General features: G+C 55.0%; 22 protein-coding genes. 14 read left to right on the plus strand and 8 right to left on the minus strand.

Annotated elements, in window-relative coordinates:
* Positions 1–9 precede the first annotated feature (9 nt).
* Positions 10–1,203: a GNAT family N-acetyltransferase gene (locus AC3Y7R_RS10240; protein ID WP_490041935.1), complete on the plus strand. Its 1,194-nt coding sequence runs from the start codon at positions 10–12 to the stop codon at positions 1,201–1,203.
* A 31-nt stretch (positions 1,204–1,234) separates the two neighbouring features.
* Here AC3Y7R_RS10240 and AC3Y7R_RS10245 read toward each other — a convergent pair whose 3' ends face one another.
* A complete protein-coding gene (locus AC3Y7R_RS10245; RefSeq protein ID WP_490041936.1) occupies positions 1,235–1,723 on the minus strand; it encodes a peroxiredoxin in 489 nt (162 codons plus the stop codon).
* A gap of 79 nt (positions 1,724–1,802) precedes the next feature.
* On the opposite strand from AC3Y7R_RS10245, the gene AC3Y7R_RS10250 reads away from it, so the two are divergent.
* The 3 genes from AC3Y7R_RS10250 to AC3Y7R_RS10260 all read left to right on the plus strand — a co-directional run bounded on the left by AC3Y7R_RS10250 (position 1,803) and on the right by AC3Y7R_RS10260 (position 3,799).
* Complete coding sequence (locus AC3Y7R_RS10250) at positions 1,803–3,005, plus strand: NAD(P)/FAD-dependent oxidoreductase (protein WP_490041937.1); 1,203 nt, start codon at positions 1,803–1,805, stop codon at positions 3,003–3,005.
* Positions 3,002–3,562, plus strand: a complete 561-nt coding sequence (gene rsmD / locus AC3Y7R_RS10255; protein ID WP_490041938.1) for a 16S rRNA (guanine(966)-N(2))-methyltransferase RsmD — start codon at positions 3,002–3,004, stop codon at positions 3,560–3,562. Before AC3Y7R_RS10250 ends, rsmD begins: the two co-directional genes overlap by 4 nt.
* A 108-nt stretch (positions 3,563–3,670) precedes the next feature.
* A complete protein-coding gene (locus AC3Y7R_RS10260; RefSeq protein WP_490041939.1) occupies positions 3,671–3,799 on the plus strand; it encodes a hypothetical protein in 129 nt (42 codons plus the stop codon).
* A gap of 159 nt (positions 3,800–3,958) precedes the next feature.
* Here the strand turns inward: AC3Y7R_RS10260 and AC3Y7R_RS10265 are convergent, their stop codons facing one another.
* Entirely contained in the window at positions 3,959–4,984 is a 1,026-nt protein-coding gene (locus AC3Y7R_RS10265) for a TRAP transporter substrate-binding protein (protein WP_490041940.1), read from the minus strand.
* A gap of 197 nt (positions 4,985–5,181) precedes the next feature.
* Here AC3Y7R_RS10265 and recQ point away from each other — a divergent pair, with 197 nt between their 5' ends.
* Complete coding sequence (gene recQ, locus AC3Y7R_RS10270) at positions 5,182–7,221, plus strand: DNA helicase RecQ (protein ID WP_490041941.1); 2,040 nt, start codon at positions 5,182–5,184, stop codon at positions 7,219–7,221.
* 46 nt (positions 7,222–7,267) lie between these two features.
* Positions 7,268–8,062: a peroxide stress protein YaaA gene (gene yaaA / locus AC3Y7R_RS10275; RefSeq protein ID WP_490041942.1), complete on the plus strand. Its 795-nt coding sequence runs from the start codon at positions 7,268–7,270 to the stop codon at positions 8,060–8,062.
* Here yaaA and AC3Y7R_RS10280 read toward each other — a convergent pair.
* A complete protein-coding gene (locus AC3Y7R_RS10280) occupies positions 8,038–8,631 on the minus strand; it encodes a VOC family protein (protein WP_490041943.1) in 594 nt (197 codons plus the stop codon). The two genes, yaaA and AC3Y7R_RS10280, sit on opposite strands and share 25 nt — an antisense overlap.
* Positions 8,632–8,649: 18 nt before the next feature.
* Between AC3Y7R_RS10280 and AC3Y7R_RS10285 the strand changes: the two genes are divergently transcribed.
* Genes AC3Y7R_RS10285 through AC3Y7R_RS10300 form a run of 4 tightly spaced genes read left to right on the plus strand, consistent with a single transcriptional unit; the run spans position 8,650 to position 11,858 of the window.
* Positions 8,650–10,134: an FAD-binding oxidoreductase gene (locus AC3Y7R_RS10285; RefSeq protein WP_490041944.1), complete on the plus strand. Its 1,485-nt coding sequence runs from the start codon at positions 8,650–8,652 to the stop codon at positions 10,132–10,134.
* 3 nt (positions 10,135–10,137) lie between these two features.
* Positions 10,138–10,545 carry a DUF4383 domain-containing protein gene (locus tag AC3Y7R_RS10290; protein ID WP_490041945.1) on the plus strand — a complete coding sequence of 136 codons (408 nt, stop codon included), beginning with the start codon at positions 10,138–10,140 and terminating at the stop codon, positions 10,543–10,545.
* On the plus strand, positions 10,542–11,597 hold the full coding sequence (locus tag AC3Y7R_RS10295) for a hypothetical protein (RefSeq protein ID WP_490041946.1): 1,056 nt from the start codon (positions 10,542–10,544) through the stop codon (positions 11,595–11,597). Before AC3Y7R_RS10290 ends, AC3Y7R_RS10295 begins: the two co-directional genes overlap by 4 nt.
* The gene (locus AC3Y7R_RS10300; RefSeq protein WP_490041947.1) at positions 11,598–11,858 is read left to right on the plus strand and encodes a hypothetical protein; all 261 of its coding nucleotides are present in this window, start codon (positions 11,598–11,600) and stop codon (positions 11,856–11,858) included.
* 10 nt (positions 11,859–11,868) lie between these two features.
* Here the strand turns inward: AC3Y7R_RS10300 and AC3Y7R_RS10305 are convergent, their stop codons facing one another.
* Entirely contained in the window at positions 11,869–12,489 is a 621-nt protein-coding gene (locus tag AC3Y7R_RS10305; RefSeq protein WP_490041948.1) for a hypothetical protein, read from the minus strand.
* 216 nt (positions 12,490–12,705) lie between these two features.
* Between AC3Y7R_RS10305 and AC3Y7R_RS10310 the strand changes: the two genes are divergently transcribed.
* From AC3Y7R_RS10310 to AC3Y7R_RS10325, 4 genes are read left to right on the plus strand one after another with little or no spacing between them, the layout of a single operon-like run.
* The gene (locus tag AC3Y7R_RS10310; RefSeq protein ID WP_490041949.1) at positions 12,706–13,395 is read left to right on the plus strand and encodes a hypothetical protein; all 690 of its coding nucleotides are present in this window, start codon (positions 12,706–12,708) and stop codon (positions 13,393–13,395) included.
* A complete protein-coding gene (locus AC3Y7R_RS10315; protein ID WP_490041950.1) occupies positions 13,392–14,900 on the plus strand; it encodes a C39 family peptidase in 1,509 nt (502 codons plus the stop codon). Before AC3Y7R_RS10310 ends, AC3Y7R_RS10315 begins: the two co-directional genes overlap by 4 nt.
* Positions 14,897–15,745, plus strand: coding sequence for a hypothetical protein (locus AC3Y7R_RS10320; RefSeq protein WP_490041951.1), 849 nt, complete (start codon positions 14,897–14,899; stop codon positions 15,743–15,745). Before AC3Y7R_RS10315 ends, AC3Y7R_RS10320 begins: the two co-directional genes overlap by 4 nt.
* Complete coding sequence (locus tag AC3Y7R_RS10325) at positions 15,742–16,590, plus strand: DUF4123 domain-containing protein (protein WP_490041952.1); 849 nt, start codon at positions 15,742–15,744, stop codon at positions 16,588–16,590. The genes AC3Y7R_RS10320 and AC3Y7R_RS10325 overlap by 4 nt, the downstream gene beginning before the upstream one ends.
* A 3-nt stretch (positions 16,591–16,593) precedes the next feature.
* On the opposite strand, the gene typA is transcribed toward AC3Y7R_RS10325, so the two are convergent.
* The 4 genes from typA to rnr all read right to left on the minus strand — a co-directional run bounded on the left by typA (position 16,594) and on the right by rnr (position 23,210).
* On the minus strand, positions 16,594–18,411 hold the full coding sequence (typA, locus tag AC3Y7R_RS10330; RefSeq protein ID WP_490041953.1) for a translational GTPase TypA: 1,818 nt from the start codon (positions 18,409–18,411) through the stop codon (positions 16,594–16,596).
* A gap of 168 nt (positions 18,412–18,579) precedes the next feature.
* Positions 18,580–19,434: an alpha/beta fold hydrolase gene (locus AC3Y7R_RS10335; protein WP_490041954.1), complete on the minus strand. Its 855-nt coding sequence runs from the start codon at positions 19,432–19,434 to the stop codon at positions 18,580–18,582.
* A gap of 128 nt (positions 19,435–19,562) precedes the next feature.
* The gene (locus AC3Y7R_RS10340) at positions 19,563–20,897 is read right to left on the minus strand and encodes a lytic murein transglycosylase (RefSeq protein ID WP_490041955.1); all 1,335 of its coding nucleotides are present in this window, start codon (positions 20,895–20,897) and stop codon (positions 19,563–19,565) included.
* Positions 20,898–20,966: 69 nt separating this feature from the next.
* Positions 20,967–23,210 (minus strand): ribonuclease R, encoded by a 2,244-nt coding sequence (rnr, locus tag AC3Y7R_RS10345; RefSeq protein ID WP_490041956.1) that lies wholly within the window; start codon positions 23,208–23,210, stop codon positions 20,967–20,969.
* Between the last annotated feature and the right edge of the window lie 55 nt (positions 23,211–23,265).

Genomic DNA, 23,265 nt, shown 5'->3' on the forward strand with positions numbered 1-23,265 from the left:
CTACAGATCATGAGTGACGGGACCGATACCGAAATAGAGATCAGCGTGATCTCCAGCCTGTCTCAAATTGACGCGACAGAATGGGATAGTTGCGCCGCCCCGGAAACCGGCCAATCCCGTCCTATAGACCCGTTTACCACCCACCGGTTTTTATCTGCACTGGAGCGTTCCGGCTCGGTCGGCCAAGGCACGGGGTGGCAGTCCCAATATCTGCTGGCCCGGCAGGCTGGAATTTTAATCGCGACCGCGCCGCTTTTCGCCAAGAACCACAGTCAAGGCGAGTATATCTTCGACCACAATTGGGCCGAAGCCTATGAGCGATCTGGCAGGCATTATTACCCGAAACTGCAAATGGCAGTCCCCCATACACCCGCCACCGGACGTAGATTATTAACCAAACCGGGGTTCGATGCCATCGGCCAATCCGCACTGATACAGGGTGCAGTACAACTGGCCACGCAAAATGATGTCTCTTCCTTACACATCACATTTTGTACCAAAGAAGAGGCACAGGCAGGCGTGGAAATGGGGCTTCTGGCACGCCTCAGCCAACAATTCCACTGGACCTCTGGCGGCTACAAAACTTTCGACGACTTCCTCGCCTCTATGTCTGCGCGCAAGCGTAAAAACATCCGCCGCGAACGCGCACAAGCGGCTGATTTTGGCGGCACTATCCACGCCATAACCGGCGACCAAATCCAACCTGAACATTGGGATGCTTTTTGGCAGTTTTACCAAGACACCGGCGCGCGAAAATGGGGCACGCCTTATCTAACCCGCGCCTTCTTTGATGAAGCGCAAGAAACCCTGCGCGACGACATTCTTTTGCTGCTGGCGGAACGTGACGGGCGCTACATTGCTGGTGCGCTGAATTTCATTGGGCGCGACACGCTTTATGGCCGCTACTGGGGGTGCGTTGAAGATCATCCCTGTCTGCATTTCGAGCTGTGCTATTACCAAGCTATCGAGTTCGCTATAGCCCATGGGCTGACCCGCGTAGAGGCAGGCGCGCAAGGATCACACAAGCTGGCGCGCGGCTACATGCCCGTGGCGACCCATTCATTACACTGGGTCGCAGATGAGGGGTTTCGCGATGCAATCGCTCAATACCTAGAGGCTGAGAGTGCCGCCATTGGTGAAGACATCGAAATCATGACGGATTATGGCCCCTTCAAAAAGACCCACGCCGAACCCGACCCGTAGCCAGCAAAAAGGGGCCCGTAGGCCCCTTCATTTAGATGTTTTCCAACAGGGCCTCACCGCCGGATAGCTCACACGTGCCGGGGGCTTCTTCGGCTTGAAAAACCTTCACCACGCCATCTTCCGCATACAGCGCATACCGTTTGGAGCGCGCGAACAATCCGGCCGGTACTGCGTCAAAACCCATACCGACTGCTTTGGTAAATTCACCCCCAGCGTCCGCCAACATCGATAATCCGGCGTCGTTGGCTCCAGTGGCATCGCCCCATGCTTTCATCACAAACGGGTCGTTGACGGACACACAGATGATTTCATCCACGCCTTTAGCCTCGAACCCAGCCTTGGTGCGCATGAAGCTTGGCACATGAGCAGCACTGCATGTCGGCGTATAGGCCCCCGGCACTGCGAAAATTACGACTTTCCGCCCCTTTAGCAGGTTGTTCAGAGAGACCGCTTCGGGCCCCTCGGCGCCAAGACGAAGAAGGTTTGCATCGGGCAGTGTGTCGCCAATTGAAATTGCCATGTCGGTTTCCCTGATTGAGTTTTGGTTGCCTCTGCATATAGGCTCGTCGTGGGCAGTAGACCAGAAAAAGGCATTCAAAATGAGCCATATTATCGTGATCGGCGCCGGACAAGCCGGAGCATCCCTAACAGCCAAGCTTCGAAATCTTGGATATGAGGGGGCCATCACCCTGATCGGGGCTGAAAATGTACCGCCCTATCAGCGCCCGCCATTGTCCAAGGCCTACCTGCTGGGCGAGATGGACAAAGAGCGCCTGTTCCTGCGCCCAGAGCAGTTTTATGTAGATCAAAACATCACTCTCAAACTTGGCGCGCCGGTCACGGCGATTGACCCAGAAAGCAAGACCATCACCCTAAACGGCGAGGCGCTTTCCTATGATCAGTTGGCATTGACTACTGGCTCTAATCCGCGCCGTTTGCCCGCCAACATAGGCGGTGCCCTTGAAGGTGTGCACGTCGTGCGCACTTTGGATGATGTGGACCGCATGGGGCGCGACATGGCCCCCGGCAAACGCGTGTTAATCGTGGGGGGCGGCTATATCGGGCTGGAGGCCGCCGCTGTTGCCGCTAAAATGGGATTACATGTGACCGTGGTTGAGATGGCCGCACGTATTTTGCAGCGCGTCGCGGCGCCCGAAACATCCGACTATTTTCGCACGCTCCATAGTAGCCATAGTGTTGATATTCGCGAGAATGTGGGACTTGATCACTTATTGGGCGCCCCCCGTGTCACGGGTGCAAAGCTCACAGATGGCACCCGGATAGAGGCCGATATGGTCATCGTCGGTGTCGGCATCACGCCCGGTGACGCACTGGCGGCGAGCGCGGGCCTAAGCATCAACAATGGCATCGAGACTAACGCGCATGGGCGCACATCAGACCCTAATATCTGGGCGGCAGGCGACTGCGCTTCCTTCCCATGGCGCGATGGGCGCATTCGGCTTGAATCCGTGCAAAACGCCATCGACCAAGCAGAGCTTATTGCTGAAAACATGCTAGGCGCGGACAAGGCCTATGTACCTAAGCCGTGGTTCTGGTCTGACCAATACAATGTGAAGCTGCAAATTGCGGGGTTGAACTCCGGCTATGACCACATCGCGACGCGCACCACGGGCGATGCGGTCTCTTTTTGGTATTATAAGGACAACCAGTTGCTGGCCGTGGATGCAATGAACGACCCACGCAGCTATATGATTGGCAAGCGGCTGATTGAGGCTGGCAAAAACCCCGCGCCTGAGGTTGTGGAGAACCCCGAGACAGACATGAAAGCTCTCCTCAAATGAGAATTATCGGCGGCATCCATCGCTCCGTTGCTTTGACCCCGGTGGGCAAGGGCGATATGGGCGCGCATCTGCGCCCCACCACTGACCGCATTCGCGAAAGCCTGTTCAATGTTTTGGGCGGCGGCCGCTTTGGTGCACCACTGGATGGCGCGCGGGTGCTGGACCTGTTTGCAGGTACAGGTGCGTTGGGGTTGGAAGCCTTATCGCGGGGGGCAGAGCAAGTCTGCTTTGTTGAAAACGGGCGCGCAGGCTTCAAACTACTCAGTAAAAACATCGCCAAACTGCGCGCCGCAGAGGTAACGAATGTCCTAAGCTGCGATGCCACGCGCCTGCCCTCGAACCCATATAAACCCTTTGATTTGATCTTCTTAGACCCCCCTTACGGCAAAAATTTAGGGGAAGCGGCACTCACTTGCGCAAAAGCACAAAATTGGATTTCCAACGATGCATTAATCGTGTGGGAGGAGGAATTCCCACAACCTGCCCCGGAAGGCTTCGCAGTCCTCGACCAAAAGAAATATGGCTCGACTCATATAACGTTCATGGAGACCAAATGAGCAGCACCCCAAATCACTATTGTCCCGGCTGTGGAGCTGTATGCAAAAGCATCCCACGATACGTTTGGTACTTCTGCAAGGATTGCTGCAATTTAGCTGTGGATGGTAATGGACGACAGGTGGAATGCACCAATTCTAGCATATCTGGTGGATTTCAATGGCGATATATCAGCGAAGATGATTGGATCGTTTGTCGCGGCCTCTACTGCTATATTCTTCAACGTGATGTTTACCTGAGCGATGCGCGCTTTGGTGGGATCGTAGCGCAACCGTTACTTTCACGCCAACCGGCAGAGGAAACCTTAGGCTCTTTCAAGGCTATAGACATTCGCAATGCCTAAAAAAACCGCCCCGAATTTCGGAGCGGCTTAACGGCAATACAAATTATGCAGGTATTTATTTGCCTTCGGCAATAAACGCCTTAGCGTCTTCAACCAAGGCTGCACCATCAAGGCCTTTCTTATCAGCCTCCACGATCCATTCCGCTCTGACCTCTTCGCCCAAGGCCATCATGCGAGCAGTTTCTTCTTTTGAGATCACACCGATTTCATTCCCAGCCGATGTCATCAATGCTTTGCCAACCACATCACCCTCATCATGAGCACGGCCAGCCCAAGCGGAGGCGAACTCGCCTGAATTTGCATCAATCACAGCTTGTAAATCAGCAGGCATGCTATCGTATTTGTCCTTGTTCATCGCCCAGATGAAATAGAGGTTATACAGTGCTTTCTCACCCGCCACATCGGTATGGCTGTCGGTCAACTCGTCCAACTTCAGGGACGGCGACATCTCCCAAGTGATCACACCGCCGTCGACCACACCTTTAGATAGCGCCTCAGGAAAGGCCGGGACCGGCATACCAACCGGGATTGCACCCATTTTATCAAGTAGCAAGGTTGCAGGGCGTGACGGGCCGCGCAATTTCAGGCCCTTAAAGTCTTCAACCGCTTTGATCGCAGGGCCCTTTTTGTGCACCAATCCGGGACCGTGCATGTGGGCCGCAATCAGGTGGACATCTTTAAAGTCATCCATCAGGTGCTTTTGAGTGAATTTCCACGCCGCCACAGAAGCCGCCTCGCCGGATTTGGTCGTCATAAAGGGCAGCTCCAACGCTTCCGCCTCTGGGAAACGGCCGGGTTGATAGCCGGGGATCACCCAGCCGCCATCCACCGCGCCATCGCGGATCAGGTCGTATTGGGTCGGGGCTTTGCCACCCAACTGCATGAACGGGTACAATTCTACTTTGATACGCCCATTGCTGTCTTTTTCAATCTTCTCAGCCCATGGCTGCATGAAATATGTGGGGTTCGCTGATTTTGGCGACACAAAATGCTGGAATCGTAGGGTCACTTCTTGGGCAAAGCCCGCCGAGGCGCCCACAAGTGTGAAAAGAGCAAAAGTCGTGGTTTTGAGAAAGGTCATCTTAAGACCTCCTTATGCAAGATCAGTTAGCGATGCTTTTAGCCGCATCGCAGCATATATGTAAGCTCCAATGGCCCAATTGCAAGCCATTCGCAAAAACTTCCTCCAGATGTAGTGGTTCCGGGGATTGTTTGCACAAGCAGGATATGGGAGTTTCCCCACAATTGAGCACGTCACAAACAACAGGCACAAATCTTATGGGCGACCCGCAAAAACTGTTGGCTGACATTTTCGGGTTCGATAAGTTCCGGCCCGGTCAACGTGAAATTGTGGATGCCGTCTGTGCCGGTAAAAATACGCTTGCCATTATGCCAACCGGGGGGGGGAAGTCGCTGTGTTTTCAACTCCCCGCCCTCGCGCGTGACGGGCTAACGGTTGTGATTTCACCGCTTATTGCGCTGATGCGTGATCAAGTTCGTGCATTACGCGCGGCGGGGGTTAATGCGGGTGCGTTAACCTCTGGAAACACCGACGAAGAAACCGACGAAGTGTTTGCCGCATTGCAAAATGGCGCGCTAAAACTGCTCTATATCGCACCAGAACGTCTTGCCTCGTTTGGCACTCGCGACATGTTGCAACGCGCAAATTGCACCATGATCGCTGTCGACGAGGCACATTGCGTCAGCCAGTGGGGGCATGATTTTCGCCCCGATTACCTACGCATTGGCGAATTGAAACACGCGCTTGATGTGCCTGTTGCAGCCTTCACCGCCACCGCCGATGCGCAAACCCGCGACGAGATTGTGACGCGCCTGTTTGACGGGGTGCAGCCTGAAACCTTCATGCAGGGTTTTGACCGCCCGAACCTGCACCTCGCGTTTGATGTCAAAGACAGCCCGCGTCGCCAAATTCTTGACTTCGCCGCGGCACGGCGTGGACAATCAGGCATTGTCTATTGTGGCACACGCAAAAAGACCGAAGCCCTTGCGCGCGCACTGCGAGAAACCAAACACAACGCCTGCTATTACCATGGTGGCATGGACCCAAATGACCGCCGCGAGGTCGAGCGGCGTTTCTCCCAAGAAGACGGCCTGATTGTCGTCGCAACCATCGCCTTTGGTATGGGGGTTGATAAGCCAGATATCCGCTGGGTTGCCCACGCGGACTTGCCAAAAACAATCGAGAGCTACTACCAAGAAATTGGGCGGGCGGGCCGCGATGGCACCCCTGCCGACACCCTGACACTTTACGGCCCCGATGATATTCGCTTCCGCCGCCAGCAAATCGACGAGGGCCTTGCGCCCGATGACCGCAAAGCCGCCGACCATGCCCGCCTAAACGCATTACTGGGTCTCGCCGAGGCGCTGGAATGCCGTCGCACGCCGCTGCTTAGCTATTTTGGCGATGCCGACATTATCTGTGGCAACTGCGATCTGTGCGATAAACCACCCGAGACTTTCGATGGCACCCTTGCCGTGCGCAAAGCGCTTTCTGCCATTTTGCGCACTGGTGAATATTTCGGTGCAGGTCATTTGATCGATATTTTGTTGGGCAACTCCACCGAGAAAGTTTTGGCACGGGGCCATGAAAAGTTGCCCACTTTTGGCGTTGGTGGTGAGTTCGACAAGCGCAGCTGGCAGGCAGTGTTTCGTCAAATGATGGGGCGTGATTTGATCCGCCCTGATCCCGCACGCCACGGTGCCTTTCGCATGACCGAAGCCGCCCGCCCGATTTTGCGTGACGAAGCCGGTATCACCCTGCGTCGCGACACCATTCGCAAGGGGGCGAACCGCCCTGTTGTGCGGTCTCTGGTCTCGGACGAGGACGCGCCGCTGCTCTCCGCGCTCAAAGCCAAACGCCGCGCGTTTGCCGAGGCCGCCCGCGCCCCAGCCTATGTCATTTTCAACGACAAAACCTTGATTGAAATGGCCGAAACTCGCCCTGCCAATCTAGACGATTTCGCCCGAATTTCCGGTGTCGGGGCCAAGAAACTGGAAAGCTTCGGCACGGCCTTTCTCGAGGTCATCAATGGCGCACCCAGCCCAGAATTACACCCGACCCGGCGCAAGCTGGCAGGGCGCGATAGCGGGGAGATTTACGATCAACTGTCAGAGGCACAAGCCACTTTAGCGCGCGGATCTGATGGGCATGATAAGCCGCTTAGTTGCTCATCCTCGCTGCTTGCCAAAGTGGCCCAAAGCAAACCAGATGATACCGCCGCTATGACCCGCCTACTAGGTGAGCGCCGCGCGGAACGCTTTGGCGCGGCCTTCCTCGATATCCTCCACGCCTCTTGAGACTGCGACCACCTACGCTACAGTGCACCCCGAAGGAGACCCGCCCATGCTGACTGTCATCTCGCCTGCCAAGAAATTGGACATGTCACCCGTCGATGTCGCCGTGACATTGCCCGAGTTTCAGACGAACGCCAATGAGCTGGCAAGCATCGCGCGCACCTTATCGGTCAATGACCTGCGCAAGCTCATGAGCATCTCCGAGAACCTTGCCACATTAAACCGCGACCGCTTCCGCGATTTCACTGACGCCAGCACGCCCGACAATGCCAAAGCCGCGATGTTCATTTTCGCTGGTGACACTTATACAGGGCTTGAGGCCGCCAGCCTCGACCCTGATGAAATCGTGTTTGCCCAAAGCCACCTGCGTATTTTATCCGGCCTTTACGGGGTGCTGAAACCGCTTGATGCGATCCAAGCTTATCGGCTGGAAATGGGCAGTCGGCTTAAAACCCAGCGCGGAAAGTCGCTCTATGACTATTGGGGGGATACGATCAGTATCGCGTTGAACGCGCAGGGAAAAGCCATGCAAACAGACACACTTATCAACTGCGCCAGCCAAGAATATTTCGGGGCGGTCAAGCCAGCAGCCTTAGAGTTGAACGTGATCACGCCACAATTCTATGAGGACAAACCCGGCGGCCCGAAAATTGTCAGTTTCTACGCTAAGAAAGCCCGTGGAGCCATGGCACGCTTCATCATCCAAAATCGACTAACAACCTCAGATCAGATCATCAATTTCGACACTGGCGGATACGTTTATCAGCCTGACACATCCACCCCAGAGCGCCCGGTTTTCTTACGCAGCGAAAGCGCCGCTCAATCTTTAAAAGTGGCATCATAGGCTACCAGTTCAACGGTATTTCCATCTGGATCGCGCGTAAAAATACCATGCCATCCAACCCAGCCAAACGTTTGCTCGGAATATTCCTGCCCCAAATGGTCATACCATTCTCGCACGGCTTTTTGCTGTGCAACGGGCAGGCTCAACGCAATGTGGTGCAATGTTGAAGTTGTACCCCCTTCCACCATATTCGGGGCACCCCCTAAAGCTTTGTCGAACAACGCCAGAACTGTAGTGTGGCCTGCAACCCCCTCTGCAATCCGAAAAAATTTGATCCCATCAAACTGTTTTTCCTCAATCAGTTTCAGTCCAATCACGTCACGGTAAAAGGCAATCATCGCAGGGAAATCGCGGCATCGAATAGCAATTTCACCCAACCCGCCTATTGAAAACCCACGGTCCATATCCTCATCCTTCTGAAGCCAAAGCGCCACGAATGCAGGCTTATCTATTTTCATGATAGCAAAGATAAACCAGCTTTTGCCAAGACAATGAAAATACCCTAATCTGACGTTAACCCTTACAAAACCCACATACTGATCGCAGGTATATACTGGGGATAAAACCAAAAGGGAGCTGAGGATTAGATGAGCAATACCAGACGCACCTTCTTATTAGGCACAGGCGCCCTGATCGGCAGCTATGCCACACGCAAATATTACACCACCCCGGACCCGGTAGGGCGCGTATTGGATGCCCCCATTGGTGATCCGTTAATCTTGAATGACGCCTCAGAATTGTCACCCACACATATAGCTAAGCACCTGACATTCACCGATCGCTTTGAAACCGCGCAAATCGACGCCCTGCGCCGCGAACTAAGCGATGCCAAACAAGCAGGCAGACCGGTCATCGCCTCTGCTGCACGCCATTCAATGGGCGGGCAAAGCATGGCGCAAGCTGGCACCACCATCACACTTGATCACGACTGGATGGAGTTGGACAAGACCGCGCTCACCTACCGCTGTGGCGCAGGCACCCGTTGGTCTACGATCATTACTAAACTGGATGCCGAGGGCTTCTCCCCGGCAGTCATGCAGTCCAATAACGACTTTGGCGTGGCCTCGACCTACTCAGTCAACGCGCATGGTTGGCCCGTGCCGTTCTCGGGCATGGGCTCCACAGTACAATCCCTGCGCATGATGCTGGCCGATGGCTCCCACATCACCTGCTCACGCGATGAGAACGCCGACATTTTCTCTGCCGCAATGGGCGGCTATGGCTTGCTGGGTGTCATCACCGATATGACCATCAAAATGGTTGCCAATACCCGCCTGCAACCAACCTTCGAGATGATGGATGCAGAGCAATTTGGCCCCCGCTTTGTGCAAGCCATCAAGGGCGAGACCGGCGTGCAAATGGCCTATGGGCGCATGGATGTGAGCAAAGACCGCTTCTTTGATCAGGCCATGATGATTACCTATCGCCCGACGCAAGACCAATCCGACCTGCCACCTGCCCCCGGCTCTGGGTTCATGTCCAAAGCCTCACGGTCCATCTTTCGCGCGCAGCTTGGCTCTGACAGTGCTAAACATCGCCGTTGGTGGGTCGAGACAGGTCTGGGGCGCTGGATGGGCGGCGGTGATACCACTCGCAATACCTTGCTCAATGAGCCGGTGATCACCCTTGACGACCGAGACCCAACCCGCACCGATATTTTACACGAATATTTTGTAACCCCCGACAAGTTTGCAGGCTTTGTAAATGCGTGTCGTGATGTGATCCCGTCCAGTTACCAAGAACTGCTCAACATCACCCTGCGCTACGTGACCCAAGACTCCGAGAGTTGGCTTTCTTATGCTCCCTCCGACCGAATTGCCGCAGTGATGCTGTTCAGTCAGGAAAAAACCCATCGCGGCGAGCAGGATATGAAACGCATGACCCAAGAGCTGATCGATCGGGTGCTGGCCCTTGGCGGCAGCTATTACCTGCCCTACCGTCTGCATGCGCGGCAAGATCAGATGGCTAAAGCCTACCCCGGCCTGCGCCCCTTCGTGGCCAAAAAGCGCGCCATGGACCCCACCAACCTGTTCCGCCATGCCATGTGGGACACCTATATGGCGAAGGTTTAAACCATGACCGTGTTGCGCAAATTGACCTTTGGGTATTTCATCTCTTTGATGGTTGCCGCCTCCCTAAATTACCTCCCAATTCCGGGGATCATCGACGACCAAGGGCGCGCTTTCGGAATATTTGCGCTCGATCTGTTCGATGATCTGCTGCATGTCGCCTCGGCGCTTTGGGCATTGGCTGCGGCCTTGATCTCGCACCGAGCCAGCCGCATTTTTCTGACCTATTTTGGCGCCCTATACTTTGCCGATGGCTTGCTGGGCCTTGCCACCGGGTCAGGGTTCCTTGATGCAGGCATCTTGGTTTACGGCTTCTATGAGTACCCCAGCTTTCTGATCAAACTGGCCGCCAACATCCCTCATTTAGCACTGGGCGGCGTCGCCATAGCCGCCGCCTCTCTGGGTCGTAAATGAAACGGGTTTTCAAATGGCTAGGCCTCGCCTTGCTGGGCCTAATCATAATCGTCGCGGCCCCTATCGCCTATACGGAAACCATGTGTCGCGGCCAAGCCTTAGAACAAGCCGCGCCCGTCCATATCACCGACCCCGACTGGCAACGCGCCGAGGCACGCACCTACCTCACTTACCCTGAATGGCACATCGTCTATGCTTATGAAGGCTACGCCGAAGTATTGGGGCGCGCTGATCCGCATAACTTCCCTTACTCCACCGCCATCACCGGCTTTTGGTCTTCCCTATGCGCCTTGACCCAAAAGGCCGACGAGTTGGGCGAAGCAGGCCTTGATGCCAAGCTGACCATCTACACCATCGGGGCCAGTTTCACGTTGGAAATGATCTTTAAGGCGGCCTATGAGGAAACCATCGGGCGGCTTGCCACGCTCACCTCCGACACCTCGCCGCAAGACAAGGTAGAGGCCACGATGGCGGCGGATTATGCCAACTTCCTACAAGAAGTGCCGTGGTACAAATACGATTTCGACGGCTGGTACACCAAGCTAATGGCCGCCCCGACTGAGGGGCTACGATCGCATGAACGCCGCATTGCCCTTGGTATAGAGTGGAAAGCCAAAGCCGCCTATGCGCGGGTGATCGCCAAAGCCGCAGGCGCGGTGGGTGTGGATGAATTGCGCATGCGCGTGATCCTCAAGGGCGTAGACAGCAACACCTTAGAAGCCTTTCCCGGCGTAGAAATAATCAGCGAGACAGACGGCCTGATCATTGCCGAGGTTCCACGCTACCGCAGCTTCACCAAGATGGCAGCGAAGCTCTTACAGCCGGGAAGTGATGTTGAGTTCATCGAGATCGCAGGGAATGACGACATCCTGATTAGTCTCTATTCATGCGCAAAACCTACAAAATTACAAGTAGGAGAGGTAATTTCAACAACCACCCGTCCCGGATTTCATGATGCCACACGCCGTCTTGTTGCGCTAAAAGTCACCGAGTTGCACAAGTTGATACCGCTTCTAAAGCTCGACGGGCTCGAGCACATCTACGACTATTGAATGCGGAAGTTTTGCATCATATTTACGATCTTTGCCGCTTGGCTTGGCTTGGCGTTAATCGCAATGCTGCCCGGCACGATCGCCACCGCCGCAGTGCCAAAAGGTACTCTATTGCCGCCCAATGTCGCCATCATCGGCACCGCGCCGGGGCTATTGATCATCCGCAGCGACGACCCTAACTACGTGCGCGCGCTTTATCGCAATGGGGCCAAGCTGGTGTTGCCAGCACGACGCAAGACCTGCCTCGCACTTCAGAGATAGCGTCCAGCCATTAGCAGCCGAAGAAGCCGCAGTTGCGATATTTCAGCACTGCTTCAAAAGTATCGGGCAGAGTGCCGGACGGTTGGATTAACTCGACTGTTGGCACGACCAATTCGACCATGGTTCCATCTTCAGAGATCGCGCCGTTAGAGCTTTCAATCTCCAACGCGCGCAAACGCACCACAATTTTGGCGCCCTCCAGGCCACCTGCAATCATGCCAAACATCGGGTTGTCAGCGGTTAACTCTGCTGGCTTTCCTTCGATGTTTTCAAAATCCAAAGGTAGGGTGATTTTTAATCGCTCATCGTCCAACCGCACCACCTCCAACGCCCCCATGAACGGGTCATCGTCTTTGGCTTCTTTCGTTTGTGCAATCACCTCGTCGATCGTCATCGTATCTGTGGTGCGACACGACACGCTCTCCGGAGTTTCGATCTTCTCGGATTTTGCCGGGCATAGGCCCTCGGCTTTTGCCCCCATCATCTGCATCATGTCGAACAACTGGCGCCCCAAAATCATCGTCGCCTCGCTCGTAACCACCTCATCCGAGCCGACGGTGAATTCGGCCTCAACATCTAGGCATCCCGCAAGAGGCAGCATTAAAACCAAAGCAAATTTGCGCAATGACATGGGGCAATCCTTTATTCAAAATACGCCCCCACAATGCCCTGTTTCCGCCCCCATGAAAAGGTAGCGCGCCACCTCGCGGGCAAAAACTCTTCCTCGTTGACGCAAGGGCGGATACACTTGCCCTATATTTTCTATTTTATTATTTCAGGCCCCAATTTCGGGATCATTTAAATGCTTGTTTCCAAAGTACTATCAGGTCAGGGCAGGTCCGCCCTCATGCAAGAGCGAGTCGCCGATTACGAGCTTCGCGCCCAAGCATATCTGTGTGATACCTTTCCTGAACATCATGCAAAGCATGGGGCCGAAGTGGAATTGGCACTGATCCGCTCTACCTATGGGACTGCTAAAAGACGTGGAATAAAGCGCATCCGAGACCACCTGCAATACCTGGCGCTAACCGTCTATCTAGGCGCTGGTTTTGAACGGAACCCTCTGCATCAACGCGCCATCCATCGGGCTGGGTGGCGCGCCGTTGATGGCTCTAACAAGCGTATTTCCAGCTTTGACACCCTGTTTGGCTGGGCTGGGCAATGGCAAGAGTTGACCGCGCTGGATGGTGATCCTTGGCCCCTTGAGGCATTACATGACGAAGCCTTACGCCTCAGCGGGTGGCACGGCGATGCGGCTCTACTTGATAGTTTGATCCAAATTTGGCCAAATCGCACAATGGCTGCACCTCAAAATGCCCTGGTGGAATTCGCCCAAGAGGCACACGCCTACGCCACATCGCTCTCTTTGCCCCAAGGTGAGATGTTGCTTTGGGCCACTGCGGGGCTGCATTTGGGCAGCCGTTTTCCGCAAGATGCCCGGTTTCAGCCCCTTGCCGCGAAGATGCATCCAACAAGCGAGGCCGTGCGCCCAACCCCAGACAGTTTACTGACCGATTTACAGGAGCTCACCCCATGACCCAACCCGGTGACGCGCAATCCGCTGCACAATCCGCAGGCGAGGGCGAGGTCGAAGCGGCCTCCATCACCTGCCCGCTTTCTTGTGTCATTTCCGTAGTTACCCGCGCGGGTGAAAACCCGGTCGAAGGCGTCTTCATTGAAGGTGACGGGGGGCGCATTGGCGTCTCCAACAGCAACGGGTTGGCCATGGGCATCGTGTCATGCTGCGACAGCGAGGTCGCATTCAAAGCCGTCTATGAAAATGCAGATGCCCGGGTTAAATCCGAGGAGGTCACGCTTGACGTCACCGGCATCGACATCCCCTCGAACGCGGCCACAGGCGGGCAAGCGCGCAACTTCATTGCCAAGGTTCAAGATGTCTTCGGCTCTGGCGAGGGCGGCTTCCCTGGCGATAAAGATTTTGAAGACACCTATGACGGTGCCGACCTCGTGCGCATGGAAAACGGCACCCTTTATGTAACAGTGAAACTCGCCACCATATCGCTTGATGTACCGTACCGAAACCAAAACGATTCCGCTGAAAGCATCCACCGCGTACGCCAACGCGGCGCGATCTTATGCATGCCCACTTCGGGTGAAATGCAAGGGCAGTACTGGGGCATTCAAAAGGTGACACCCGCCACTGAAACCCAAGTGGAAACCCGTGCAGATATCACCCGATATGACATCATGATGAAGGCCTATAACCGCAATAAGACCGGCTACACATTGGGCAGTTTTCCGCGTCATTGGCAAAACTGGGGCAATCTGCGCGGCGCAGTAAGTGACTTGGTAGAAGTCTCACACCCCGACACATATTCGGTTGGAAACGGGCCAGCGGGCGAAGGCACGCAAAACATCCCAAGCGCCTATGCCGACGGGTTGAAAGACCTATTAGGCAAAGGTGTGCCATCTGTAACTTCAACCTATGCCACCGACGGCCATGTAATGATCGTCACGGGCGCAATCGTGAAACATGACGACGAGGCGGAATGGTTGATCCTCAACGACCCGAACGGAACGCTTGCCAGCACGCGCTCGATCTATGGTGATTTGGATGTTCAAAATCCGGTCGGCCTGCGCGGCACCTCAACCGCGGCCATAATCAATGCCCCGGCCGATGTGCGCGCCATCCAAGAGCTGCTAACCGCAACGGGGCAATATAGCGGCCCAACCAATGGTATCATCAATGAAGCCGATCCGAATGATGCAACCATCGTCGCTATTCGCGCCTTCCAAGGTGGGCGGGCAGATGGTCGTGTCGATCCCGGCGGTCGAACAGAACGGCGCATGAACGCCCAAATTGATCGCAACACCAGCTCCAAATACTCCAACGTAGAGCAAGAGCGAAATGGTGCCACAGGTGACCGAGGGCGGCATGTCTACTATAATGGTGGCACCGAGGGCGCTTTGCGTGGGAATTTTCGCCTCAAAGGCCAAGCATGGTCTTGTGTCATTGAGCCAGACACAGCCCTGACAAAAGCCGAGGTATCCGACCGAATGCATGCAGGAACACGCAGATGAAACACCTCATGTCACTGGCCTTTATGCTCCTTGCAGGGCAGGCATTTGCAGATACCGCCTGCGATGACCCGGCATTTTCCGACAGTCTAATTTGTAGCACCTCCAGCGCTATAGCCCAGAAAGATCCTGCCGCTCAGCAGGCATGGATCGCCTGCGCGGGGAAATGCCTAATCTCGCAATATGATGAAGGCACACGCATCCGGTTTGAAGGTGCTGAGGAAATCACATTTCCCGGCCTGATGTTCCTTCACGGCCAAAAACCTACCACCTGCCTGAATAGTACAGTGGCCTTTACCAATGCCGATGGCACGGTGGTAGAATTCTATACTCTAAATGGCACTTTAGGCTCTGCAAAATTTGCAAATAAATTCCACGTGAAGGACATTACTCTCTACCCCGAGATTGCATTCTTATCCTGTGATGGGGCGCGCCTGATCGCACAAGATATCTATGGCGGGGATGGTGAAACCGTCATGTCCTCAACCAATGCACAGCTCATTTCACCCTCGCCCGGGAACAGAAATTGGCTCTTCACCTCACCTAATGGCCGCTATGGGGTTGAGCATATCTCCTCCGACGCATTTCAAGGCTACCGGATTTTCAACTTTGAGACCGAAGACAGCCATAACTTCTCGGCCCAACATGAATTGGACCACCCATTCTTTGGGCAGGCCGACGAATTAGCACTCGTGCATAGTGCTAACATCCCCGTCACGACCGACATCTACAGCCTGACTAGTGGCATCTTACTGCTGAGCCTAGATCGCCCGCTGGAAGGCGCGTTTCCCTTTACAGTAGCGGCAGATGGCACCCTCAAATCGCTACACCCTCCGGCAAGCGAATGACCAAGCAGCAGATTTTTGTCTTTCATCTTGACTGCATCCAAGGCGGCAAAGACTTCCAGCGCATCGCCACAGCCCAAGGCCCAAGCATCGTAGCGGCCCGCAGCAACCTTGACGCCTTATGCGAAAATCAGGGCCAGACTATCAGCAACGTCACTGCACAGCGTTTATCTACAGCCCGGCTCATCGCAGCCGACAATATGGCCAAGTCACTGACCATAGATACACCTGCGATTTTTGGGCCTGCGTATCTGGCACACGTGAAGGATTGCGATTTTTCCAACAGCCTTACACCACGCACAATAAAGATGGCCCCGCTTGATGGTTCTACTGAGGATTACATCCCGCCTGACCTCGCCCCATTTTTATTCGACACCAATGGCACATATGCCTTGCTTGATGGGGCCTTAATCCTGGGCCTCCCCGAGCGGCTCGCCGCATCTGGCCTGTCATATGCATGCCTTTACGAGGGAGATGCCGCCGAGGAATTTGCCGACACCGCACCCTATATTGTTCAACTTGAGCAAAATGCACCCCTGACGCGCGCGCTATTCTCAAGATACCCCAAAGATGGCATTCAACGTGGGCTATGGGCGGACGAGGCAGGCATCATTGTCCAAAGCCCGGCCAGCCTACACGCCCTGCGCCGCCATTTTCGCCGCTTTATTTATCTGACAGATGAGCATGGGAAGCGGATGTTTTTTCGCTTCTATGTGCCGGTTAGCTTGCGAACCTTGATTGCACATATGGAGCCTGAAGACCTTGCCGATTTTGGCACTGGCATCACCCGGTTCTTATGCCCCGGCAAACCTGCCGAGGCTTTTATTATAGATCGCATCGCCCCTTAACCTTTAGGCCGAACGGGACGCCCGTTTGCGCTCGTGGGGATCAAGGTGACGCTTACGCATGCGGATGGCATTGGGCGTAACCTCAACCAACTCATCATTGTCGATATAGGCAATCGCCTCTTCCAAGGACAGCCGGATCGGGGTTGTCAGGCGAACCGCTTCGTCAGTGCCAGAGGCACGCACGTTGGACAGTTTCTTGCCCTTCAGCGGGTTCACCTCAAGATCGTTCTCACGGTTGTGCTCACCAATGATCATGCCTTGGTAAAGCTGCTCTTGAACACCAATGAAGAAGCGGCCACGATCTTCGAGGTTGAAGATCGCATAGGCCACGGACACACCACTTTCCATCGAGATAAGTACGCCAGCACGACGGCCCGGAATATCGCCCTTATGAGGCGCCCATTCATGGAAAACCCGGTTCATGACGCCTGTGCCGCGCGTGGCAGTCAGGAACTCACCGTGGTAGCCAATCAGCCCGCGAGATGGCACAAGCGCAATGATGCGTGTCTTGCCAACACCAGACGGTTTCATCTCTGTCATCACACCTTTACGCACACCTGTGATCTTCTCGATCACCGCGCCAGAGAACTCGTCATCCACGTCGATGGTGACTTCCTCAATCGGCTCGTGACGCACGCCGTCAATTTCTTGAAACAGAACCTGAGGGCGCGAGATCGACAGCTCAAACCCTTCGCGACGCATGTTCTCAATCAAAACACCCATCTGTAATTCGCCACGGCCAGCAACCTCAAAAGCGTCGCCACCCGGAGTATCCGTAATCTTGATCGCCACATTCGTTTCGGCTTCTTTCATCAAGCGGTCACGGATCACACGCGATTGAACTTTTTTGCCATCTTTGCCAGCCAACGGGCTGTCATTGATGCCAAAAGTTACCGTGATAGTAGGTGGATCAATCGGTTGCGCAGGGATCGCAACATCGACCTCCAAAGCGCAGATCGTATCGGCCACAGTCGCCTTAGCCATACCAGCTAGCGAAACAATATCGCCCGCTTCAGCGATGTCGATTGGCTCGCGCGTCAAACCGCGGAACGCCAAAATTTTGGTGCAACGGAATTGCTCAACCTTGGTGCCATCACGCGACAGCGCTTTAAGTGTCTCGCCCACTTTCAGCGTACCGGTTTCAACGCGGCCTGTCAGCAAACGGCCAATGAAAGGATCATTGCCCAATGTAGTAGCCAGCATCGAAAACGGCTTATCACGGTCTTCAATCTGCTTAGGCGCAGGCACATGTTCAACGATCAGATCCATCAGTGCGGACAGGTCTTTACGTGGTCCGTCCAGCTCCATATCGGCCCAGCCTGAGCGGCCAGAGGCATACATTGATGGGAAATCCAGCTGCTCGTCGGTTGCATCAAGGTTCGCGAACAAATCAAAACATTCGTTCAATGCGCGATCCGGCTCAGCGTCGCCCTTATCTACTTTATTCAGCACAACAATCGGGCGCAGACCCAGTGCCAGCGCTTTTGCGGTCACGAATTTCGTCTGTGGCATCGGGCCTTCAGCCGCATCCACCAGCAACACAACGCCGTCCACCATGGACAAAATACGCTCCACTTCGCCACCGAAATCGGCGTGGCCAGGGGTGTCGACGATGTTCAGGCGAATGCCTTTCCATTCAACGCTGGTCGCTTTGGCAAGGATCGTAATCCCGCGTTCGCGTTCCAGATCGTTGCTGTCCATGGCGCGTTCGTCCACGGCTTGGTTCTCGCGAAACGAGCCAGATTGCTTGAGCATTTCATCCACGAGCGTTGTCTTGCCGTGGTCAACGTGAGCGATAATCGCAATATTGCGAAGGTCCATGAGTTCAGCCTTTGAAAGGAGGTGTTGCGCGCGCCTAACGTACCTGCCGCTCAAAGGCCAGCAAATATAAGTTTTCGCGGCAATATGAACGCTACGTTGTTTCCATCTAGCCCCAAACTCAAGGGCCATGCTTGGCTTTCGGAAAACTCTCTACCGTTGGCCTTTTAGCTACTTTGATAGAATAAATTTTCGTATTTCAGCTAAAGCTTCGGTCGGCCTGTCATGAACTACCCCATGTCCACATCTTGTATATTTCTTGTAGGTTGTGATCTCATCACGAAGGTTCTCGACAATTACATCGCTAAACTCGCTTGGGGTGATTGGATCGTCTTCTCCTACCATAACCAGAGTTGGGACAGTAATTTTTGACAGATCACTGCGGTAATCCATCTTGCCGTGCTCATTTTTGGGCCCGTTGAACCACATCGCGGTATCGTTGTTCATTTTAATGCGAGATGCCCAGTCTCGCGATCCGCCTTTGTTAAGTCTGTAAAATGGTATGCACTGCTCTCGATACCTTGCGCGCCTTTCAGGCGTTGGGTTTTCCCAATAGGTTTCGGCAATCTCGCGGATATCTGGCCCCGCCAACCGCTCAAATGCCTGATAAATTGTAGGGAATTCAATCTTTGCAGCAGTGCTGATCAAAATGAGTTTGGAGGCGTGGCTTGGGTGGCGACGCGCATAGGACTGAGCAACAAATCCCCCAAATGAAGTCCCAAGTACGATAGGTTTTTCGACGCCAAGCGCGTCACAAATCCCTGCAAGATCATCGCCCCACTGATCGAGCGTCCAGGTTGAGCTTTCGCAATGCTCACTCCGGCCATTACCACGATGATCATAATAAATGATCTGAGCTATATCGCTGAGCTGCGAGAAATAAGGCTTATAAGTTGTGTGATCAGAACCGGGGCCGCCATGCGCCAATATGACGGTTGGCTTCTCCCGCATTTCAGGCCCATCGGGAACGGTACTTGCCCCTTCAACATCGAAGAACAAACGGGCACCGTTAACTTTAATAAACATTTGCGCCTTTCGCCCTCAATCTGCGTGTCTCAACCTCAACCAAGCACAACAAGAACCAAAGTTCAGAGCAGACCTTGGCTACTTGCTATCTTGGGCCAAAATCAAACATCCCTGACGCTATATCAACCCTAACGCAGCTTCTTTAATATTGTCAGCGACGCATAGCCATCTGGCACCATCCCAATGGAGCGCTGGAAGCCGCGCACGGCTTCGATTGTTAGTGGCCCTATTTTACCATCAACCTTTTTAGTATCAAACCCTTTGGCTATCAGGCGGCGTTGCATTTCTTTCCGCTCGGAAAATTTCAACGCTCGGTCACCACGGGGCCATTTCGCCTTTATCGCGGATCCGCCTTTCAAACGGTCCGACAAATGCCCAACGCCAATCACATAAGCATCGGCAGTGTTATAGCGCTCGATCACCGAGAAATTCTTGAAGATCATAAACGCAGCGCCCTGTGCCCCAGCAGGCAATAGGATCGAAGCCGCACCGTGGTTTGGCACCACTTTACCGTCAGTCCCCTTCACGCCAAGCGCAGCCCACTCTGTCGGACGCTTGATGATTTTGCGGTTGGCCAATGAGTAGTCAAAACCTTGTGGCACAATGACCTCCACGCCCCATGGCTGCCCCTTTACCCAGCCAAATTTCGCCAGATAGGCCGCGGTTGAAGCCAATGCATCTGTCGGATCATCCGACCAAATGTCACGCTTTCCATCGCCTGTGAAATCCACGGCATAATCTAGATATGAGGTCGGAATAAACTGCGTGTGCCCCATCGCCCCCGCCCATGATCCAGTCATTTTGCGGGGGGCCACATCGCCGGCCTGAATGATCTTCAACCCCGCCACCAATTGCTGCTCAAAGAATTTACCGCGCCGCGCATCAAAAGCCAGCGTCGCGAGTGAGCCGATCAGGTCTTTGGAGCCGCGGAACGTGCCGTAAGCGCTCTCTAAGCCCCAAACTGCTGCGACCACCTCTTTATCCACCCCAAACCGTGCTTCGATCCGCTCCAGTGTGCTCCGCCGTTTGGCAATCGCGGCTTTCCCGTTCTTGATCCGGGCGTCGCTGGCCGCCGAATCCAGATAATCCCACAATGTTTTGGTGAACTCGGATTGGTTGCGGTCGCGCTTGATCACATCCGGATCGTAGCGCACGCCGCGAAATGCACGATCAAACGTCGTAGCCGAGATGCCTTGGCGCAATGCACGAAGCCGGAATGATTTGATCCACGCCTCAAAGCGCGCGTTAGAAGCCGCCAACACAACAGGGGCCTGACGCACCGGGGCTGCTTCGCGTATCAAATCTCGCATTTGTGGACGCACGGATCGCGATACGGCCAATTGCGACATCACTATCGCGCGTGCAGCCAAGTCAGGCCGCACCAAAGGCCGCATGGAAACCTCTCTCGCCACAGCCCCATATGCAAAAACTACGGCGACAACCGCTACACTTAAAAATCTCATCGTGGCACCTGCTCGTGTTCTCAATTTGGAAACAATCTACCCAAATTTACGAGGATTGGAAAGCTGCCGTTACTTGCGCTTGAGCTTCTTCTTCAACTTGGCACCTTTGGCCCTGTACTTGCCCGGCTTACGCCCGCGCGGTGCCCCCCTGCGCCCACGCCCACCGCCCTGAGGCAAAGGCTTACCGTCCAATTCCAACAGCTCCAACACCAGCCCGCCAGTGATCGGCGTTGCCTCCGCCAGCCGCGTCAGAACCCGCGTGCCCAGCCGGATCACCACGCCCGATTGCTCACCGGTCAAGGTCTGCGCATCGCGGTCATGGGCATAGTATTCACGCCCCAACGTCCCAATCGGCACTAGCCCGTCCGCGCCCGATCCGTCCAGTTTCACGAACAATCCGAACTTGGCAATCCCACTGATCCGCCCCGCGATCTCGGTTCCCACACGGTCCGCCAAATAAGATGCCAGATAGCGATCTGTCGTATCACGCTCTGCTACGGCCGAGCGGCGCTCGGTCATTGAGATATGCTCGCCGGTTTGTTTGAGATCATCGTCGACCAGCCCATCATCGCCCCATTTATGCGCGGAAATCAGCGCACGGTGCACGATCAGATCGGCATAACGCCGGATAGGCGATGTGAAGTGCGCGTAGTCGCGCAAAGCCAGCCCGAAATGTCCGAAATTGTCGGGGCCGTAATAAGCCTGCGTCATGGATCGCAGTGTCGAGATATTGATCAGCTCTGCCTGATCAGTGCCCGCTGCCTGCTCCAGCAACCGGTTCAAATGCCGCGTTTGCAATACCTGCCCCTTGGCCAAAACCAGCCCGCTGGCCTGCACAACCTCTCGCAGTGAATCCAGTTTCTCCGGGTTTGGCTCCTCATGCACGCGGTACAAAAGCGGCGTATTGCGTGCCTTCAATTCCTCGGCGGCGCAGACATTCGCCAGCACCATGAATTCCTCGATCAGCTTATGCGCGTCCAGCCGGTCGCGAAACGCAATCGAGGTCACTTTGCCCGCCTCATCCATCGCGATGCGACGCTCCGGCAGGTCCAATTCCAATGGCTGGCGACGCGCACGCTCTGATTGCAACGCAGCATAGGCCGCGTAAAGTGGCGCAATCACATCCGCCATCAAAGGCGCGACTTTCTCGTTTGGCGCACCATCTTGACCTGCCTGCACCTCTTCATAATTCAGCGCCGCAGGTGATCGCATCAAACCACGCACAAACCGGTGCGACAACTTACGCCCCTCACTATTTAAAACCATGCGAACCGCTAGGCAGGCACGCTCAACCCCTTCGTGTAGGGAGCATAAATCCCCCGACAAAGCTTCGGGCAACATCGGGACAACCCGGTCGGGAAAATAGGTCGAGTTCCCCCGCTTGCGCGCTTCTTGGTCCAACTCAGAGCCGGGCCGCACGTAATATGCCACATCCGCAATCGCAACCCAAACCACGTGACCGCCCTTGTTTTTAGGGTCATCATCGGCATGGGCGTAGCACGCATCGTCGTGATCGCGCGCGTCGCTTGGGTCAATCGTTACCAAAGGCAGCTCACGCAAGTCTTCCCGCTTGCCCAGCGCCACAGGTTGCGCGGCCTCTGCCTCGGCCACCACCTCAGCGGGAAACTCATCTGGAATGCCGTGCTGATGAATAGCAATCAACGAGACCGCACGCGGGCCAGCCGGATCACCCAGTCGCGCCAAAATTCGGGCCTGGGGCAAGCCCATGCGTGACCGAGGCCCGCTTTGCTCGGCCTCGACCAACTCGCCGTCACGCGCACCGGACATCGCACCGGGCGGCACCCGCCATTCCTTGTCAGCACCTTTATCAATCGACGTCACCCGTCCACCTTCCGCCCCTTTGCGGAAAATGCCCAAAATCTTCGCAGGCCCCTCGCCAATACGCCGGATCAGACGCCCTTCATACGCGTAGTCCTCGCCCGAGACTTTCGTCAGGCGGCACAAGACCCGATCACCCTCAGCCAAAGCAACCCCGCCCTCTGCGGCCACGAACAACACCCGCGGCGTGGCTTTATCACCAGACCACTCCGCCGGTTCCAAAAACAAATCCCCGTCCGCATCCGCGCCCACAACACGGCACACTGTCACTGGCGGCAAAGAGCCATCTTCGCGGAAGGTCTTGCGCCGCTTTTCCAGATGCCCTTCGTTTTGCAACTCTTTAAGCATCCGTTTCAGATCAATTCGGGCAGCACCCTTGATGCCAAAGGCTTTCGCGATATCTCGTTTATTGGTTTTCGTCGGGTTATCCCCGATGAAGGATAAGATATCGGCTTTTGTTGGTAGTTTTTTCATGTGCCCCGCCTAGCACGTCACATTCGTAACGTCATTGCTTCATCTTGGTGGTAAA

The organism is Litoreibacter sp., assembly GCF_058136045.1.